Origin of the sequence: Kocuria varians (assembly GCF_006539885.1) — a bacterium.
Classification (GTDB): domain Bacteria; phylum Actinomycetota; class Actinomycetes; order Actinomycetales; family Micrococcaceae; genus Kocuria; species Kocuria varians.
The window spans coordinates 180,006-198,105 of sequence record NZ_BJNW01000003.1; the positions used below are offsets into that span (position 1 = coordinate 180,006).

The 18,100-nt window shown below is 70.3% G+C and carries 15 protein-coding genes, 1 tRNA gene and 1 pseudogene; 9 read left to right on the forward strand and 8 right to left on the reverse strand.

The window, feature by feature from the left end:
* Position 1 precedes the first annotated feature (1 nt).
* Complete coding sequence (locus KVA01_RS02925) at positions 2–604, forward strand: TIGR03085 family metal-binding protein (RefSeq protein ID WP_068469901.1); 603 nt, start codon at positions 2–4, stop codon at positions 602–604.
* A gap of 87 nt (positions 605–691) precedes the next feature.
* Here the strand turns inward: KVA01_RS02925 and KVA01_RS02930 are convergent, their stop codons facing one another.
* Positions 692–1,195: a ferritin gene (locus KVA01_RS02930; RefSeq protein WP_068469900.1), complete on the reverse strand. Its 504-nt coding sequence runs from the start codon at positions 1,193–1,195 to the stop codon at positions 692–694.
* Between the two features lie 193 nt (positions 1,196–1,388).
* Here KVA01_RS02930 and KVA01_RS02935 point away from each other — a divergent pair.
* Positions 1,389–1,465, forward strand: a tRNA-Thr gene (locus KVA01_RS02935).
* A 39-nt stretch (positions 1,466–1,504) separates the two neighbouring features.
* On the opposite strand, the gene KVA01_RS02940 is transcribed toward KVA01_RS02935, so the two are convergent.
* Positions 1,505–1,972 (reverse strand): tyrosine-type recombinase/integrase, encoded by a 468-nt coding sequence (locus tag KVA01_RS02940; protein WP_141268856.1) that lies wholly within the window; start codon positions 1,970–1,972, stop codon positions 1,505–1,507.
* Positions 1,973–2,069: 97 nt separating this feature from the next.
* Here KVA01_RS02940 and KVA01_RS02945 point away from each other — a divergent pair, with 97 nt between their 5' ends.
* Positions 2,070–2,609, forward strand: a complete 540-nt coding sequence (locus tag KVA01_RS02945) for a hypothetical protein (RefSeq protein WP_141268858.1) — start codon at positions 2,070–2,072, stop codon at positions 2,607–2,609.
* A 390-nt stretch (positions 2,610–2,999) separates the two neighbouring features.
* Here KVA01_RS02945 and KVA01_RS02950 read toward each other — a convergent pair whose 3' ends face one another.
* Positions 3,000–3,875: a DsbA family protein gene (locus KVA01_RS02950; RefSeq protein ID WP_141268860.1), complete on the reverse strand. Its 876-nt coding sequence runs from the start codon at positions 3,873–3,875 to the stop codon at positions 3,000–3,002.
* Between the two features lie 291 nt (positions 3,876–4,166).
* Here KVA01_RS02950 and KVA01_RS02955 point away from each other — a divergent pair, with 291 nt between their 5' ends.
* The 3 genes from KVA01_RS02955 to KVA01_RS02965 all read left to right on the forward strand — a co-directional run bounded on the left by KVA01_RS02955 (position 4,167) and on the right by KVA01_RS02965 (position 7,804).
* Positions 4,167–5,732 carry an alpha,alpha-trehalose-phosphate synthase (UDP-forming) gene (locus KVA01_RS02955; RefSeq protein ID WP_141268862.1) on the forward strand — a complete coding sequence of 522 codons (1,566 nt, stop codon included), beginning with the start codon at positions 4,167–4,169 and terminating at the stop codon, positions 5,730–5,732.
* Entirely contained in the window at positions 5,725–6,522 is a 798-nt protein-coding gene (gene otsB, locus KVA01_RS02960) for a trehalose-phosphatase (protein ID WP_068469888.1), read from the forward strand. The genes KVA01_RS02955 and otsB overlap by 8 nt, the downstream gene beginning before the upstream one ends.
* A gap of 61 nt (positions 6,523–6,583) precedes the next feature.
* Positions 6,584–7,804, forward strand: coding sequence for a DUF4032 domain-containing protein (locus tag KVA01_RS02965; protein WP_231860661.1), 1,221 nt, complete (start codon positions 6,584–6,586; stop codon positions 7,802–7,804).
* On the opposite strand, the gene KVA01_RS02970 is transcribed toward KVA01_RS02965, so the two are convergent.
* Together KVA01_RS02970 and KVA01_RS02975 are read right to left on the reverse strand one after the other, a co-directional pair.
* Positions 7,801–8,442, reverse strand: coding sequence for a TetR/AcrR family transcriptional regulator (locus tag KVA01_RS02970; RefSeq protein ID WP_068469884.1), 642 nt, complete (start codon positions 8,440–8,442; stop codon positions 7,801–7,803). The two genes, KVA01_RS02965 and KVA01_RS02970, sit on opposite strands and share 4 nt — an antisense overlap.
* A gap of 3 nt (positions 8,443–8,445) precedes the next feature.
* Positions 8,446–10,701: an HAD-IB family hydrolase gene (locus tag KVA01_RS02975; protein WP_068469882.1), complete on the reverse strand. Its 2,256-nt coding sequence runs from the start codon at positions 10,699–10,701 to the stop codon at positions 8,446–8,448.
* 145 nt (positions 10,702–10,846) lie between these two features.
* Here KVA01_RS02975 and KVA01_RS02980 point away from each other — a divergent pair, with 145 nt between their 5' ends.
* From KVA01_RS02980 to KVA01_RS02990, 3 genes are all read left to right on the forward strand, one after another.
* Complete coding sequence (locus KVA01_RS02980; RefSeq protein WP_141268864.1) at positions 10,847–11,629, forward strand: SDR family NAD(P)-dependent oxidoreductase; 783 nt, start codon at positions 10,847–10,849, stop codon at positions 11,627–11,629.
* Between the two features lie 117 nt (positions 11,630–11,746).
* A complete protein-coding gene (locus tag KVA01_RS02985; protein WP_231860717.1) occupies positions 11,747–12,493 on the forward strand; it encodes a lysophospholipid acyltransferase family protein in 747 nt (248 codons plus the stop codon).
* A 28-nt stretch (positions 12,494–12,521) separates the two neighbouring features.
* Complete coding sequence (locus KVA01_RS02990) at positions 12,522–14,198, forward strand: FAD-binding oxidoreductase (RefSeq protein WP_068471224.1); 1,677 nt, start codon at positions 12,522–12,524, stop codon at positions 14,196–14,198.
* Here the strand turns inward: KVA01_RS02990 and KVA01_RS12825 are convergent.
* From KVA01_RS12825 to KVA01_RS03000, 3 genes and pseudogenes are all read right to left on the reverse strand, one after another.
* A complete protein-coding gene (locus tag KVA01_RS12825) occupies positions 14,173–15,603 on the reverse strand; it encodes an AMP-binding protein (RefSeq protein WP_233438733.1) in 1,431 nt (476 codons plus the stop codon). The genes KVA01_RS02990 and KVA01_RS12825 overlap by 26 nt on opposite strands.
* Positions 15,540–16,556 (reverse strand): annotated as a pseudogene (locus KVA01_RS12830) (AMP-binding protein). The gene KVA01_RS12825 and the pseudogene KVA01_RS12830 overlap by 64 nt, the downstream one beginning before the upstream one ends.
* Before the next feature lie 331 nt (positions 16,557–16,887).
* A complete protein-coding gene (locus tag KVA01_RS03000) occupies positions 16,888–17,877 on the reverse strand; it encodes an IS481 family transposase (protein ID WP_141268866.1) in 990 nt (329 codons plus the stop codon).
* Positions 17,878–18,100: the final 223 nt, after the last annotated feature.

Here is an 18,100-nt window from a genome sequence, read left to right on the forward strand (position 1 = left end):
CGTGACCAACTTTGCCAACGTCGAACGCCGTCACCTCGCGGCCCTGCTGCGACGCGTGGGCCCGGATGCCCCCACGCTGTGCGAGGGGTGGGTCACCCGCGATCTCGCCGTGCACCTGGCCGTGCGGGACGCCCGCCCGGACGCCATCCCGGGGCTGCTCTCCCCCAAGCTCCCGGTGCTCGGCAAGCACGCGGAGACGGTGGACGCCGAGTACCGCGAGCTGCCGTGGGAGGAGCTCGTGAACCTGGTGGAGCGTCCGCCGCTGCACTCCCCCGGCCGGTGGTCGCCCATCGACAAGCGGTTGAACACGGGTGAGTTCTTCATCCACCACGAGGACGTCCGGCGCGCACAGCCCCAGTGGCACGCGCGTCAGCTGCTCAACGACGAGCAGCGTGCACTGTGGAGCACTCTGAAGCTGATGGGTCCCGGGCTGCTACGCAAGGAGCCCGAGTCCGTGGTGCTGATCGCCGCCGGTTTCGGCGCGGTGCGCGGGGGCAAGAAGTCCGCCCGCAAGGTGCGGATCGTGCGCGGCGAACCCGCTGAGCTGCTGCTCTGGGCCTTCGGGCGCCGGGAGCAGGCGGACGTGGAGATCACCCAGGAGTGACCGCCGTTCTCCGCTGATCTCCTCCGGAGGTGAAACGACCGGCCCCGCTCGCGAGAGCGGGGCCGGTCGTCGTCGGTGCGGGGTGTGTCAGTCGTTCTCGACCTTGCGTGAACCGAGCTCGGCGTCGAGGCGCAGCAGGCCGGGGCCGTCGTTGTGCACCAGGCGGACCTGGTCGACGATCTCCTCGACGCTGGCCTCCTCCTCGATCTGCTCGCTGATGAACCAGTGCAGCAGGGGCATGGCGTCGATGTCGCCCTCCTCCTGGGCCAACCGGTACAGGTTGCGGATCGACTCGGAGACCTTGCGCTCGTGCTCGAGAGCCGCCTGGAAGCAGCCCAGCGGGGAGGTGTCCTCCAGGGTGGGACCGCTCATGGAACCGATCTTCGGGTCGCCGCCGCGGTCCACCACGTGGGCGATGAACTTCTCCGCGTGGGTGACCTCTTCCGCGGCCTGGGCGCGGAACCACTGCGAGAACCCGGGCAGGCTCGCCACGTCCATCTCGATGGAGAGCTGGCGGTAGACCACGCTCGCCTGGAGCTCCATGGTGATCTGCTCGGTGATTGCTTCTGCCATACGTCCCTTGATTTCCATGCGCTCATCGAACCACGTTTTGGCCCCCGTGGATAGTGAGTTATGCCTGCCTCAGTGGCACCTGCCACCGAGGGGTCTCACCCGCCCGGTGCCGCGCGGGTGCGCGCCCGGCGACCGGTCGTCCAGTATCATGAAGCGGTCCCGTGCACGGCGCGGGCCGGGGGGCACCCGGCCGCCGCGGCCGGGACCGAGCGCCCCCTTAGCTCAGATGGCCAGAGCATCTGTCTTGTAAACAGAGGGTCGCCGGTTCGAATCCGGCAGGGGGCTCCACTCTGACTAGGGTAGACGCCCACCACGAGGGATGTGCGGCTACCGGCTGTGTGTCCCTCGTGTGTTGGGGGCACCTGCGAGCATCGCGCCCATCCGGTCAGCGACGTCGCCCATCCGGTCCTCCATGAGCTCCGCGTACGTGTCCAGGGTCATCGCCGCTGAGGCGTGGCCGAGCATCCGCTGCACCAGCTTCACATCCGCACCGGACGCGATCGCCCACAACGCCGCCGTGTGCCGTAGCTCGTGGGTGTCGAAGTCCGGGTAGCCTGTCGCAGTACGGGCCCGAGCCCAGCGGCGCCGCCACATCGCCGACGTCCACCGAGTGCCAGTGGGCCCCGGGAAGATGTACCCGCCCGAACCAGAGCGTGCCGCGGCCTTCACCAGGTCTGGGAGCAGCAAGGCCGGCACCGGCACCCACCTGGTGCGGCGGCTCTTCGTGTAATCCTCCCGGCCCTCAGCGTCCAGGTCGCGGGCGATCCTGATCCGGGAGCGCACCGGGTTCGACATCTACCGGCTCACCTGAGCCCCCTACCTAGGAGCACCCCCCATGAGCTCTCCCTCCCCGTCCCCTCGGGACAGTTCTTCATCCCCTCTCCGCAAAGTGTTGAGCGCCTTGGTGGTGCTGCTTGCCCTGATTGGCGCGGTGTTGATCATCGACCGCCTGTTCATCGAGCACCCGGAGACCCAGTCATTCACCTCGGCCCCGCACGTCACGGTCACCGCCATACCGCTCGCCGAGACCCCTACGGCAAGCCTGGAGACCACCACGACGGAGCCCCAGGCTGCCGAGACCGCCCCGGCGGCGGAGGCCGCAGAACCGACCACCGCGCCCACCGTTTCTGAGGGCTCCCCCGCGGAGAACACTGCGGGAGCTGCAACGCCGGCGCCCACCGAAGCGCCCGCGGCCGAGGGTGTGTCGATCATCGAGTCTGAGGGCATGGAGGGTGACGACTACATCGTCCACCTGATTACCCCCGCCGGGGTGGGTGCCACCCAGAACCACGCGGCCGGCGTCCTGGCGTCCAAGGTGCAGGAGCTCACGGGCACCCCGCAGGCGAAGAACATCGACCTCGTGGCCGTGTACTCCTCGGACGGGGTCATGGTCGGCAGTGACCGCCTCCCGGACGGCAAGTGGTCGTCCTGAGCGTGTGTGTTCCCCGTGTGTTCCGGGCACACGCACACACCAACATTGAGCCACACTGAGCAACACGCTGAACACACGAAACCCCCGGCATCCTGCGGAACAGCAGGTCAGCCGGGGGTTCTGTCTGTCCGCGCCCCTGTCTTGTAAACAGAGGGTCGCCGGTTCGAATCCGGCAGGGGGCTCCGATCCGACCAGGGCGGACACCGGGCACGAGGGACACACGACCGCTGACCGCTTGGCCGTTGCTGGTCGAAAGACCCGGTGAGCCCCGCTGCCACCACCTCCACGTGAACCCACGCAAGAGCCCCGGCCGCCCACGACGACCGGGGCTCTTCGCGCCGGGGTGAGCGGGCGGCGTCGTCGGGAATCCCCGCGACGCCGCCGCAGACTCTACTTCTTGGCCTTCACGGCCTTGTTCAGGACGTCTGAGAAGGTGCCCTGCTCGTAGCGCTTGCCGTCCACGTAGATGGTGGGGGTGCCGGCCACGCCGTTGTTCACGGCCTCGCGGGCGTCCACGTTCACGAGGGGACGGTAGGTGTTCTCGTCCAGGTCGTCCGCGGTGAGGTGCGCGCCGTGCTTGTTGGCGATCTCCGCGATCTGCTCGTTGCTCAGCCCGCCGCTGCCCTGGTGGGTGAAGATCTCCTGGGCATACTCCATGTACTGGTCGGTGCTGACCTGCTCGGCCACGAGGTACGCGGCGTTCGCGGAGCGGGAGGAGTACTGGTCCGCGGTGGCCTTGTCCAGGAAGTTGAGGTTGCGGTACTCGACCTCCACCTTCCCGGAGTCCACGGCCTTCTTGATGGTGTCCGCGTTCTCCTTCTCGAAGTCCGCGCAGTGCACGCACTCGAAGTCCTGGAAGATCACGAGCTGCACGGGCTTGCCGTTGCTCGCGGCCTTGTCCGCGTCCACGATCCCCAGCGGGGTCTTGGTGGTGTCCGGGCTCTCCTCGGCGGCGGGCAGCGTGGAGAGGTCGCGCTCCTGGACGTCCGAGGTGTTCTTCTTGATCCCGTCCTTGGCGAGCGTGATGCCGCCGTACTGGTTGGAGCTCGCGGGCACGGGCCCGGCGTCAGGGATCTTGGCCTTGTTGTTCTGCCAGATCACGAGTCCGATGATCAGCGCGATCACGACCACCAGCACCACGATGCCGATGATCAGGCCGGTGGGCTTGCCGTTGGAGCGGCGGGATTGCTGGTCGGCGATCCGGCGGGCGCGCTCCCTGGCGTCCTCCGACGCGGACGCAGCCACGTTCTTCTTCTGTGCGGCCATGGGGCTCCGGGTTTCCTTCCGAGGGGGTGGGCACGGGGTGGTACTGCTCCTGATCTCAGGGTACCCGGCCCCTCCTCAGGCCGGTCCAGCCCGCTCCCAGCCCGGCGTGGGCGGGCGACGACGCCGCGGCCCCGGCCCGGCGGCATCGTCGCCCGGACCTCGCCGCGACTCCGCGGCGTCTGCACCCCACCCCACGGCGTCGACCGCCCCAGCAACGTCGTCACCCAGCCCGCCGGTAGTACGCCCACTTAGAATGGGGTGACCAGCCGTCCCCGGGGGAAGGAACCCACCGTGTCCGCAGAACAGTCTCTGGAAGAAGTGAGCGTGCCGCAGGACGGCTACGACTTCGTGGTGGTCTCCAACCGGCTGCCCGTGGACCGGATCGTGGACGAGGACGGCGGCAGCACGTGGCGCCGCTCCCCCGGCGGTCTGGTGAGCGCGCTGGCGCCCGTGATGGCGCAGCGCGACGGCGCCTGGGTCGGCTGGCACGGCGCCCCGGACGAGGACCTGGAGCCGTTCTACCATGACGTCTTCCACCTTGTCCCGGTGTCCTTGTCCGAGCTGGAGGTCCGCCGCTACTACGAGGGCTTCTCCAACGCGACCCTGTGGCCGCTGTACCACGACGTGATCGCGTCCCCGGAGTTCCACCGCACCTGGTGGTACGCCTACCGCCGGGTCAACGAGCGCTTCGCGCGCCACGCCGCGGAGACCGCCGCCGCGGGGGCCACCGTGTGGGTGCAGGACTACCAGCTGCAGCTCGTGCCGCGCATGCTACGGCGGCTGCGCCCGGACGTGACCATCGGCTTCTTCAACCACATCCCGTTCCCTCCCACCGAGATCTTCTCGCAGCTGCCGTGGCGCAGGGCGGTGCTGGAGGGCCTCACGGGCGCGGACCTGATCGGCTTCCAGCGCCCCGGGGACGCCCAGAACTTCCAGCGCTGCGTGCGCAGGTACCTGGGGGTGCAGTTCACGAAGGGCAGTGCGGAGTTCTCGGAGTCCACCGCGGACGGCGAGCAGACCTCGTGGACGGTCAGCGCCGGGTCCTACCCCATCTCGATCGACGTGGAGTCCATCAAGGAGCTCGCCTCGGACCCGTCGGTGCAGGCGCGGGCCCGGGAGATCCGCGAGGAGCTGGGCAACCCGGAGACCATCTACCTCGGGGTGGACCGGCTGGACTACACCAAGGGCATCCGCCACCGCATCAAGGCGTACGGGGAGCTGCTGAACGACGGCAAGCTGAGCGTGGCGGACTCCGTGCTGATCCAGGTGGCCAGCCCCTCCCGCGAGCGCGTGGACTCCTACCGGCAGCTACGCGAGCTCGTGGAGGGCATGGTGGGCCGGATCAACGGCCAGCACGACACGATCTCCCACACCGCGATCCGCTACCTGCACCACGGTTACCCGTTCGAGGAGATGGTCGCGCTCTACCTGGCCGCGGACGTCATGCTCGTGACCGCGCTGCGGGACGGCATGAACCTCGTGGCCAAGGAGTACGTGGCCGCGCGCCGGGACGGTTCCGGTGCGCTCGTGCTCTCGGAGTTCACGGGTGCCGCGGAGCAGCTCAAGCACGCGATCCTCGTCAACCCGCACGACATCGACGGCCTCAAGGACGCCATGCTGCGTGCCCGCGACCTCCCGCGCGCCGAGGCCCGCAAGCGCATGGCGGCCATGCGCTGGCAGGTGCTCACGCACGACGTCGTGGACTGGTCCCGCCGCTTCCTGGACGACCTCGCCGATCACGCGGCCTACCACCCCTCGATCCCGGGGCCGGCCGCGGGGTCGGGCCCGGGCTCGGCTTCCGGTTCCGGGGACGACGCCGCCGCGGGCAACGAGGGCAGCGGGACCGACCGTGGATGACGGCCTGGGAGACGCCCTGGCGCGCGCCGCGCAGGCGGACGAGCTGCTCGTGGCGCTGGACTTCGACGGCACGCTCGCCCCGTTCACCTCCGACCCCGCGGACACCCGCCCCCTGCCCGCCGCCCAGCAGGCGCTGGACGCCCTTGCGGCCCTGCCGCACACCACGGTGGCCGTGATCTCGGGGCGGCCCCTCGAGTTCCTGCGCACCGTGGTGGACCCGCAGGGGCGCATGGTGCTCTCCGGCTCACACGGCGCGGAAGTGGACCTCTCCGCTGCCCAGGGCTCCGGGGCGACCACCCCGATTGAGCTCACCTCCACACAGACGGACCTGCTGGAGCGCGCCGTGGACGCCACGTTCGCGCTCGTGGAGCGCTATCCCGGCGCCCACGCGGAGCTCAAGCCCGCCGGCGTCGCCTTCCACGCGCGTCCGATCGAGGACCCCGCGGTGGCCGAGCGCGCGCTCGAGGAGATGACCGCGGTGTACTCGGCCATGCCGGGGCTGCGGCTCACGCCCGGCCAGCTCGTCGTGGAGTGCTCGGTGCTCGGCGCGACCAAGGGGGACGGCCTCACGACCATCACCGCGGCGCTGCACCCGGACGCCACCGTGTTCGCCGGGGACGACGTCACGGACGAGGACGCCCTGGCCGTCCTGGGCCCGCAGGACGTGGGCATCAAGGTGGGTGAGAAGGACTCCGTGGCGCGCTGGCGGGTGGCAGATCCCGAGGCCCTGGCAGCCCTGCTGACGCGTCTCGCGCAGCGCAGGACCCCCGCCGTGACTAGCATGAACTGACATGACGGCCACCTCACCCCCCGACTCTCCGGCACAGGGAGCACCGCGACCCCTGCGAGGGGTGTCCATCAGCACGGCCTTCCCGGATCCTGCGCTGCTCGAACTGCCCTGGGAGCTCCCGCTCGAGCAGTGGCCCCCGGAGGTGCTCGCGACCTACCCGCGGGGACTGTCCCGCCACGTGGTGCGCTTCGCCCGTGTGGGCCCCAAGGTCGTGGCGGTCAAGGAGACCACCGCGCACTACGCCCGGCGCGAGTACGGACTGCTGCGCAAGCTCCAGCCCATGTCCACCCCGTCCGTCGTGCCGGACTCGGTGGTCACGGACCGCTACACATCGGACGGGGAACCGCTGCCCGCGGCCCTGGTGACCGACCACCTGAGCTTCTCCCTGCCCTACCGCACGATCTTCGAGCAGGTCCCCGCGCCGGAGACGATCGAACGGCTCGTGGACGCCCTGGCCCTGCTCATCGTCCAGCTGCACCTCTCCGGCTTCTACTGGGGTGACGTCTCGCTGTCCAACACGCTGTTCCGCCGGGACGCCGGAGCTTTCGCCGCGTACCTCGTGGACGCCGAGACCGGCGAGCTGCACCCGCAGCTCACACCCGGGCAGCGCGGGTACGACATCGACCTCGCCCGCACGAACGTGGCCGGCGAGGTCATGGACCTGCTCGCCGGCGAGGACATGCAGCGCCGGCTCCTGGACGTGGGCGTGGACCCGGCGTCCGTGGATCCGTTCGAGATCTCCCAGCGGCTCGTGGACACCTACGAGGGGCTGTGGGAGGAGCTCACCGCCACGGAGACCTTCCCCGTGGACGACCGCTGGCGCGTGCAGGCCAGGGTCGAGCGTCTCAACGACCTCGGCTTCGACGTCGAGGAGGCCTCCCTGGACAAGGACGAGACCGGTCAGGTCCACCTGCGCCCACGCGTGGTGGAGCCGGGCCACCACGCCCGCCGGCTGCTGCACCTCACGGGGCTGAACACCCAGGAGAACCAGGCGCGACGCATCCTCACGGACATCCACCAGTTCGGCCACACCCTGTACCCGGGGCTGCCGGAGGACCTCACGGCCCAGCTGTGGATGCGTGAGGTCTTCGTGCCGATCATGGAGGCCATCCCCGGGCAGCTGCGGCGCAAGCGCGAACCGGCCCAGATCATCCACGAGGTGCTGGAGCACCGCTGGTTCATGTCCGAGAGCGCCCGCGCGGACATCCCCACCCTGGAGGCCGTGCGCGACTACGTGAAGCACTACCTCGCGCAGCTCCCGGACGAGAAGAACGTCTTCTAGTCCGCCCCCGGGCGCGTGCAGATCAGGTCCGTCACGCTGCGGTGCACCCGCTGCGTCCACGAGTCGTCGAGCGAGCCGTAGCGCGCCACGTGGGCGTAGGCGGCGCCCAGCACGAAGTCCACGACCATGTCCAGGTCCACGGCCTCGCGGATCAGGCCGCGGCTGCGGTCCCGTTCGAGCAGCGCGCGCAGGGCGTCCATGCGCGGTCGCACCACGGAGGCGCGCAGCACCCTGGACGTCTCCGAGTGCGGCTCCTGCAGCAGGGTGATGGCCACTCCCATGCCCATGTCGCGCAGCAGCAGGTCGAGCGCGTCGTCCAGTGCCTCCTGCCACGTGGCGTCCTCGACCACGGGCACCTCGGCGGCGGCGGTCTGGCGCAGGGCCGCCTCGAGCATCTTTGCACTGTTGTCGTAGCGGCGGTAGATCGAGGTCTTGGCCACACCCGTGCGCGCGGAGACCGCCTCGATCGTCACCCGCTGCGGCCCGCCCTCGCGCAGCAGCCGCAGGGCACCGGCCACGATCTTGCGGTCCGTGCGGGCCGTACGGGGATCGCCGGAGGGCGGCGCCCCCCGCGCAGCCGAGCGCGCGGCGTCGTCGTCCCCCGCGCCCCGGACCCCGGCAGGAACCTCCGCGACCACCGCTCAGGCCCCCCGCCAGTCCTCGACCGGCCAGTGCGCCGTGCGCGCACGCCGGTACAGGAGCAGGTCCGGGTTCACGGCGCAGGGGTGGCCCACGAGCGCGAGCCAGCTCGCGTCCGCCACGGAGTCCCCGTAGCCGTACGAGCGGCTCAGGTCCAGACCGTGGTCCTGCGCGTAGCGCTTGAGCCACTGGGCGCGTGCCTCGTCCACGAGCGGCGGGGCGGCCAGGTAGCCGGTGAGCACACCGTCCACCTGGTCCATGCGGCCGGCCACGACGTCGTCGAACAGCCTCGCGATGGGGCTCACCATGAGGTCCGGCGAGCCGGTCACGAGCACGGTGCGGTGCCCGGCGGCGCGGTGCTCCCGGATCCGCTCGAGCGCCCCCGGTTGCACGCTGCGCGCCATCTCGCGGCCCAGCGGCCCCGCCATGAGCTCCTCCACCCGCGCCACCGGAACACCCCGGTAGCGGCGCAGGAATGCGCGGATGAACTCGCCGCGGTCACGGCGCTCGGCCCGGATGTACGTGGGCGCGTGGCCCACCAGCTCGCCCAGTTCCGCGGGCCACCGCAGGGGGCTGAGCTCCAGGCGCCGCAGCCGGGCGTACTGCGAGATGATGTTCCCGCGGGACACCGTGCCCTCGAGGTCGAACACGGCCACCACGTCCGTGGCCTCCGTCAGCCCGCGCCCCTGCACGGCCCCCTGGCGCGACGCCGCCCTGGCCCGGTTGTAGGCGCGCGTCATCTCGGTCAGCGCGGGCAGGTGGACCTCCCGCCAGTACTCGGGCCACGCGATGGCGCGCACGTCGAAGTGCCGGTCCTGCGGCGTCCCCTCCGGCAGGCAGCGGTCCAGCCGCCTCAGGTGGGTGTCGTCGAAGATCATCTCGGTGCGTGCGTAGTTCTGGTAGAGGTCCACGTACGTGCGCAGCGAGCCCAGCCCGGTCTGCATCCGGTGCAGCGAGTTGGTCCACTCCCGGGTGGTCGCCGTGGCCGGCAGCACCGAGCTCAGCAGGCTCCCCGCGGCCGCGAGCTTCTCCCTCACGGCGAGACCTCGCTCCATGGAGTTGTTCGCGGGGAACGTCCACTCGGGCACGGGAATCGGCTGGCCGTGCGCGTCCTCCAGCGGACGCTCCAGGAAGTAGGAGCGCACGCTGCGGTACATCTGGTGGAACGGCAGAGGGTTCGAGGCCCCGGAGCACACCTGGTAGTAGGCGGCCCGCGGCTCGACCCCCTGCGGGGTGGGCGTCCCGTTCGGGTCCCGGTGGCCACCCTGCACGAGGGCGAGGATCGCGTTGACCACGAAGTCCACGGGGATCACGTCCAGCACCGAGTCCGGCAGTCCGGGGAACTCCGGCAGCGCACCCTTGGCGTAGGCCATGATCAGCGGGTCCGCGACCTTGTAGCCGTCGATCCACCCCGGGAACGGGTGGCGCAGCGCGGACTCGATGATCGAGGGGCGCACCACCGACAGCCGGTGCCCCTCCCCCGCCCACTTCTGCTCGGCCACGCGCTCGCCGAGGGCCTTGGTGAAGGTGTAGACGTCCGTCCACCCGAGCGACTGCGCCCGGGTGCGGCCGTGGTCCACGAGCCGCGAGCGCACCCACTCGAGCCGGGCCTCCTCCGCGGCGCGCGCCACAGACTTGGGGCCCTCCTTGCGGTGCAGCACCGTGGCCCGGCGGATGAAGGACTCGAGCCGCTCGGGCGTCCGGGACTCCACCTCTGCCGTGTCCGCGGCACGGACGGCGGCCTCGAACTCGACCCGCCAGTCGACGTCGTGCTCCACCGAGGTCTCCGGCCGCAGCCCCTTGGCGATGCCGCCCACGTAGCACGTGGACACGTGGATCACGTGGGGATCCTGGCCCGCGGCGCCCAGGGCGTCGTAGAGGCCCACGGCACCGCCCACGTTGGTCCTGAAGGCCTCGTCGATCGGCGGGTCGAACGACACCGTGGAGGCCGAGTGGACCACCACGTCGAACGGCTCCGTGATCGCCGCGAGCCCCGTGAGGTCGCCCTCCAGGACGCTCGTGCGCTCGGCGAAGACCTGTGCCGCGCGCTCCTCCCCCACTGCGGCCCGCCACGAGCTGAAGGCGGGCTTGCGCAGCAGCTGCCGCAGCCGGTCCGCGCCGGACTGCCCCCCTCTGGGGCGGACCACCGCGGTCACGTGGATGTCGTCGGAGCTCGAGAGAAGACGCTCCAGGACGGCCTGTCCCAGGAACCCTGTGGCCCCCGTGAGGAGCACACGGGTGGGGGTGGTCTCGGTCAAGGAATTCCTCCGTCGGTGGGAAGGTGGGCGTCGCGCGGACACGGCGCGCGCCTTGGTGCCGTGGCCGGTCGGGGCGGGGTCCACGGGGGTTCGCGCGCGGGGGTCGAGGGGCTTCGCTACGCCTACCGTAGTGTATCTTAGGGGCATGCTTACCGCTCTCGTGACCGGTGGGACGTCAGGCATCGGTGCCGCGTTCGCACGCTCCCTCGCCCGCAGGGGCTTCAACCTCGTCCTGGTCGCCCGGGACACGGCCCGGCTCGAGCAGACCGCGGCGGAGCTGGGCACCGAGCACGGGATCCACGTGGAGACGCTGACCGCGGACCTCGCCGTGCGCGAGGACGTGTGGCGCGTGGCCCAGCGGCTCGAGGACCCCTCCGCGCCGGTGGACATGCTCGTGAACAACGCGGGCTTCTCCGTCAAGGCGCCCTTCACCGCGGAGGACTTCAGCCAGCACGAGGCCGGCTTCGACGTCATGTGCGCGGCCGTGACACGGCTGTCCGGCGCGGCGGCCCGGGCCATGACGAAACGCCGCTCGGGGTGGATCGTCAACGTGTCCTCGACCTCCGGGTGCGTGACCATGGGCGAGTACTCCGCGATCAAGGCCTACACCACCACCATGACCGAGTCCCTCGCCGTGGAGCTGCACGGCACCGGCGTCCACGTCACCGCCGTGCTGCCGGGGTGGGTGCGCACCGAGTTCCACAGCCGCGCGGGCATCGCCGGCACCTCCATCCCGGACTTCATGTGGCTGGACGCGGACCGCCTGGTCGAGGAGGCCCTGGCGGACGTCGCCCGCGGCAAGGTGATCTCGGTGCCCACGCTGCGCTACAAGGTCATGGTCGCCGCCCTGCACCACCTCCCCCGCCCGACCGTGCGCTGGATCTCGCGCGCCATCACCGGCGTGCGCAGTCGCGAGCCGAAGGCCTGAGCGGTGTCCCCCGCCCGCGGAGCCACGCCCTCGCCCGAGAACGACGACGACGCCGTCGGCACCCGTCGCGCACGCCCGTCACGTCCCGCGCGGAAGGAGCCGGAGCCACGCCCCCGCGTGCTCGACTCCCTGGAGGGCAGCGCGGGCGAGGAGGAGCCGGCGCCCCCCGCACCTCCCGCCGAGTCCGCGGAGCTCACCGCCGCGCACTACACGAACCGCACGCGGCGCATCGCGCGACGGATCGTGCAGAGCATCTTCTTCCGTGGACTGGTCAACCGCACCATCCGCAGGACGGACGTGGTGGACCCCGCCGCGTACGGCGTGAAGGGCACGTGCGTGGTCGTGGCGAACCACTCCAGCCACCTGGACGCGCCGCTCGTGATGAGCGGCGTGCCGCGCTACATCTCCCGTAATCTCGCGACCGGTGTGGCCGCGGACTACTTCTTCACCGCGTGGCACAAGAAGTTCTTCACGCAGCTCGTGTTCAACGCCTTCCCCGTGGACCGCCGGGGCGAGGGCGCCAACAAGGGACTGTCCAAGAAGCTGCTGGCCGCCGGGGTCCCGCTGCTGATCTTCCCGGAGGGCACCCGCTCGAAGACCGGGAAGATGGCCCCGTTCCAGGTCGGGGCGGCGTCGTTGGCCCTGGCCGTCCAGGTGCCGGTGGTGCCCGTCGCCCTGATCGGTGCCCACGAGGCCATGCCGCGCGGGGCCAACTGGCCGCGCCGTGGCCGCCCGCCCGTGGTCGTGGCCGTGGGCGCTCCCCTGCGGGCCCGCGGCAACGAGACCGCGCGCAGCTTCAACGAACGGATCGAGGCCGCGGTGCGTGCGCTGTACGCCGCGAACCGTCGCATGATCCAGGACTAGTCGTCTCCCAGGAAGAGGTGGTCCCCCGGTGGCACACGTGAAGCATCAGAAGTGGTGGGGCTGGGGCGAGGAGGGCGTGTTCTTCGACTACGAGAACAAGCCAGCGTTCGCCCCGTTCGTGGAGAAGGCGATCGGCGTCCGCCTGCGGCCCCGGGAGCGCGACACCGTGGACTTCGACACCGCGCGGGTCCCCGCCTCGCGCGCCCCGGAGGATGTCCTGGCCCTTCTGCGCGGGATCAGTGGTGCGGAGAACGTGAGCGTGGACGACGAGCTGCGTATCGTGCACTGGGCCGGGAAGTCCGTCCTGGAGCTGCTGCAGACGCTGCGCAACGACTTCGAGCGCGTCCCGGACGTCGTCGTTTACCCCGGCTCCGAAGAGGAGCTCAATCGGATCCTGGAGGCCGCCGTGGCCGAGGACCTCGTGGTGATCCCGTTCGGTGGAGGCTCCAGCATCTCGCGCAGCCTGCAGGCGGAGAGGGCGGAGGAACGCTGCATCGTCTCCGTGGACCTGGGCCGGCTCAACCGTGTCCTGGAGATCGACGAGACCTCCGGGCTCGCGACCATCCAGGCCGGGGTGCTGGGCCCGGACATGGAGGAGCAGCTCAACGACCGCGGCTGGACGCTCGGCCACTTCCCGGACTCGTTCGCCCACTCCACGCTCGGCGGCTGGGCCGCGACCCGCTCCTCCGGGATGCAGTCGGACAAGTACGGGGACATCGCGGACATCGTGCGCGGCCTGCGCATGGCACGCCCCACCGGCACCGTGGTGCTGCGCCCACTGCCGTCCACGTCCACCGGGCCGAGCCTGCGGGAGATGGTCCTCGGTTCGGAGGGGCGCCTGGGCATCATCACGGAGCTCACCGTGCAGGTGCACCGGCTGCCCGAGGAGCACGAGGTCATCGCCTACATGTTCCCCACGTGGCAGCAGGCGCTCACGGCCGTCCGCCGCTACACCGAGGCGGAGATCCCGCTGACCTTCGCCCGCGTCTCGGACGCCCACGAGACCGGGTTCTCGCTCGCCACGCAGAAGGCCGCGACGTCCATGAAGGGCCGGCTCGCGGCCAAGGGGCAGGAGGCGCTGTGGGCCGTGATGCGTCGACGCGGCTGGGACACGGACGCGATGTGCCTGTCCTACGTGTGCTTCGAGGGCACCGCCAAGGACGTCGCCGAGCGCAAGAAGGCGGTGGCCCGGATCGCGAGGGCGGAGGGCGCCGTCGTCCTCGGCCCGGGGCCCGGTGCGCTCTACGACCAGAAGAAGTTCGACACGCCCCATCTGCGGGACTTCCTGCTCGAGCAGAACACGGTGGGGGACGTCTCCGAGACCGCCGCCCCCTGGTCACGGCTGACCACGGTGCACAAGGCCGCGTACGACGCCGCCCAGCGCGCCTACGCGCAGCTCGGCAAGATCGGCTGGATCATGTCGCACATGTCCCACTCGTACCACTCGGGGGCATGCCTGTACTTCACGTTCGCGTACGTCTTCGACGAGGAGAACCCGTACGAGGAGTACCACGTCATCAAGTCCGCCATCCAGCAGTCCTTCGTGGACTCCGGCGCCACGCTCTCCCACCACCACGGCGTGGGCGTGGAGCACCAGCCGTGGATGGAGCAGGACGTCTCGCCCGAGGGGGTGCGCCTCATGAAGGGCCTGTTCGAGGTCGCGGACCCCGGACGGCACTTCAACCCGGGCAAGATCGTCTCCTGACGGCCCCGCCCTTCTCTGCGGTCTGTGCCACATGGTCGACGGGCCCCGTGACGTCGTACGACGACGCCGCGGGGCCCGTTTCGCGTCCCGGGTGGCCGCCCCCCCCCGGGCAGGCAGCTGCGGGGCGATCCCGGCGCCGGACAGCAGTTCCGGGCCGGACCGCTCGTTCCGCGCCGGTTCCCCCGACGACCCAGGGCCGGCGTGGCAACCGAGGCGCGCGCTGCCACGCCGCCCTTGGCCAGAGCCCTGGTCCGCCGGAGGCGGGGCGGGGACCACACGTTCTCCACCTCCCGCAGAGGATCCTCCCGCGCGGATACCGCGACGCCTGCGGCCTGCCAGTACCGTCGTTGGTCCTGTCACCACCCACGTGGCTCTTCGCGATGTCGGCGTACCAGTCCAGCACCCCGGCGTCCTCCGCGGTGGCACGGTTGAGGCTGGAGGGGTCGGCGCCCTGGAACAGCTTCTTCACGGGGATCTCCAGCAGCTTTCCCGTGCGCGTCCGCGGAACGGCGGGGGCCTCGATGATCTCGTCCGGGACGTAGCGCGGAGAGACCTGCGTGCGGATCGCGTCCACGATGCGCTCGCGCAGCTCCTCGGTCAGGCGCGTGCCGGGCTGCGGGACCACGAACAGCGGCATGTAGTAGTCGCCGCCGGCCAGCTCCGCGCCGATCACCATGGAGGCCGCAACGCCGTCCACGCGGTCCACCACGTGCGTGAGGTCGGCGGATCCCGTGCGGATGCCCCCGCGGTTGATCGTCGAGTCCGAGCGGCCGTGGACCACGAACGGACCGGCCCCCAGCTGCGTCACCCAGTCGCCCTGGCGCCAGACCCCCGGGAACATGTCGAAGTACGCGGCTCGGTAGCGCGAACCATCCGGGTCATCCCAGAAGAACACCGGCATGCTCGGCATGGGCCGGGTGATCACGAGCTCCCCCACCTCGTCCCACACACGCTCGCCCCGGGAGTTCCAGGGCTGGGCGTCCACGCCCAGGTAGGGGCCCATGATCTCACCGCGGTAGACCGGCTGGTAGGGGTTCGTGCCGATGAACGCGCTCGTCACGTCCGTGCCGCCGGAGTCCGACCCCAGCCGCACGCTGTCCGAGACCGCCTGGTAGATCCAGTCCCACGCGGCGTCGGGCAGCGGGGAGCCCGTGACGAGGATCGAGCGCAGCGCCGAGAAGTCCATGCTCACGTTGGGCGTGATCCCCGCGCGCTGCACCATGCTCAGCACACCCGCCCCGGCACCGAAGAACGTGGCACGGTTGCGCGCCACGAGCTCGAACGACTTCTGCGGGCCGCCGAACGCGGGTGAGCCGTCGTACGTGATGATCTGCGCACCCGTCAGCAGGATGCCGGCGAGCATGTTCCACACCATCCAGGTGGTGGCCACGGCGAAGTAGGCCACATCCTCCGGTCCCAGTCCGAGTGGAGACCCAGCGACTTGCAGAACTCCAGGGTCACACCGCCGTGCGAGTGGACGATCCCCTTCGGGCGCCCGGTGGTCCCGGACGAGTAGAGGATCCAGAGGGGGTGCTCGAACGGCAGCTGCTCGTACCGGGGCTCGGCCTCCTGCGCCACGATCGCCGAGAACCGCAGGGCGCTCTCCGGCAGTTCCCCCACCTGGTCCTCGCCCATCTGATCAACCACGATGAGTTGTTCCACGGAGGGAAGCACTCCAAGAAGGTTGGCGTACGTCCCCGTCATGTCACGCACCGAGCCGCCGAACTCGTAGCCGTCCACCACGAACAGCACGCGGGGCTCGATCTGCGCGAACCGGTCCGCGACACCCGTGGGACCGAAGTCGGTGTTCACCACGGATCACACCGCCCCTACAGACGCGGTCGCCAGCAGTGCGGCCACCATCTCGGGGATATTGGGCAGCACGCCGGCCACCCGGTCCCCCGGTTCCACGCCCAGCTCCCGCAGCTTCGCGGCCAGAGACGCCACACGGGCCTCCAGCTCCCGCCACGTCCACCGGTTCGGTTCCCGTGTCTCGTGCTCGCCCACGATGGCGACCTCGTCCGGTCTGGTCTTCGCGGCTCGCAGCGAGTTCTCCGCGTAGTTCAGCAGCGCACCGGGGAACCACTGCGCCCCCGGCATGTGCTCGGTGGTCAGCACTCGCTCACAGGGTGCGGAAGCCACCACCCCGAAGTACTCCCAGACAGCGCCCCAGAACTCCTCGAGGTGCTCCACCGACCACGTGTGCAGAGCCGCATATCCGGGCAGCATCACACCGCGGGTCTGCTCCACCCAGCGGGCGAAAGCATCCATCCGGGACCCCACCACCGATTCCTCGGAGGGATTCCAGAGCAGAGCATGTTCTTGGTCCCTGGCGGTTATGTCCATGGGTAGGTCCATCCCTTCATCGTGTGGCGCAGATTACCCGGTAGCCGCCGGGATGGCTGTCACAGCACACAGGAACTTATCGGGGCCAACACCACAGCCGAGGCCCCGGCAGCGGCCCAAGAACGTGTCTGGACCATAGGGCCGAGAAGATGTCTCCGAGCTGCAGACCCCCCACACACCGAACTCGGTCCCCGCGAATGCGGATTTCGGGCATGAAAAAAGGCCCGCGAGCCTGACGGCCCCGAGCCCACACCCAATCACACCACACGCCACCCCACATGCAAGAGGGTGGATAAGCACCCCGGTGGTTCACCTACCCCGGCTACGCATGGCCGCACACACTCTAGATGTGGTGTCCAGGCAGGTTGTTGAGTCTGCTGAGGGGTGGGGCTCCGATAGCGGAGTGGTGCCTGTGGTGATTGTAGAAGTGGATCCAGCCCGGTAGTGCTGCGCGGCGTTCGGTTTCTGATTTGTAGAAACGGGCGTAGGCCCAGCCGTCGGCGAGGGTGCGGTGGAAGCGCTCGATTTTGCCGTTGGTCTGCGGCCGGTAGGGGCGAGTTCGTTTGTGTCGGATGCTGAGATCCTCGCAAGCGTCTCGCCAGGCGTGAGAGCGGTAGCAGGCGCCGTTGTCGGAGAGGACACGTTCGACGGTGACGCCCTGGTCGGCGAACCAGTCTGTCGCGCGGCGCAAGACGCCGATGGCGGTCTCGGATCGCTCATCCGCGTGCATCTCGACGTAGGCGACGCGGGAGTGGTCGTCGATGACGGTGTGAAGGTAGCCGATCCCGAGCCGGGGCTGATGGCGGGCGTCGCGGTTCACGCCCTTCATCGCATGCCGATTCCTCGTGCCGCGCGCACGACCAAGGAAGCGGTGCCCGCCGCCGTCGGGGATATTGCCGAACTTCGTGACATCGACGTGGATCAAGGAGCCGGGGTGGTCGTGTTCGTAGCGGCGGATCGGTTCCCCCGTGACCCGGTCGATGCGGCTGAGCCGGTTGATCCGGCAGCGCACGAGGACCGCGTGAACGGTCGAGGGTGCGATGCCGAGCTCGCCGGCGATCTGGACGGGCCCGAGCCGCCGTCGCCACCTCGCCTTCACGATCCGTTTGACGACCGGCAGTGGCGTCTTCGTGGGCATTGAGTGCGGACGGCTGGACCGATCCTGCATCCCCGCGGCGCCTTCCGCGCGAAACCGCGCCGCCCACTTGCGGGCGGTCACGCTTGACACCATGAACATCTTTGCCGCCACCGACGGTGGCCACCCGTCATCGACGATCAGGCGCGCCAAGCGCAGACGAGCGCGAGGAGTGAGAGCAGCGTTAGCGTGGGACACGAAGGCCTCCTGGTTCGTGAAGCGGTTGAACTCAACAGCTCCACTTCACAACCGGAGGTCTTCGCCCTTCAGCAGATCAGGCCCGTGTCACCGAAACAACGTCCCTGGACACCACATCTAGACAGCGTCCGGGGCCGGCCCCCACTGCATGGGGCGCCGGGTCCCCGCCAGTCCCCCCGCCCATCCACGTACCCCGGTCCCACGTGGGTGGCGCGGGCGTGGC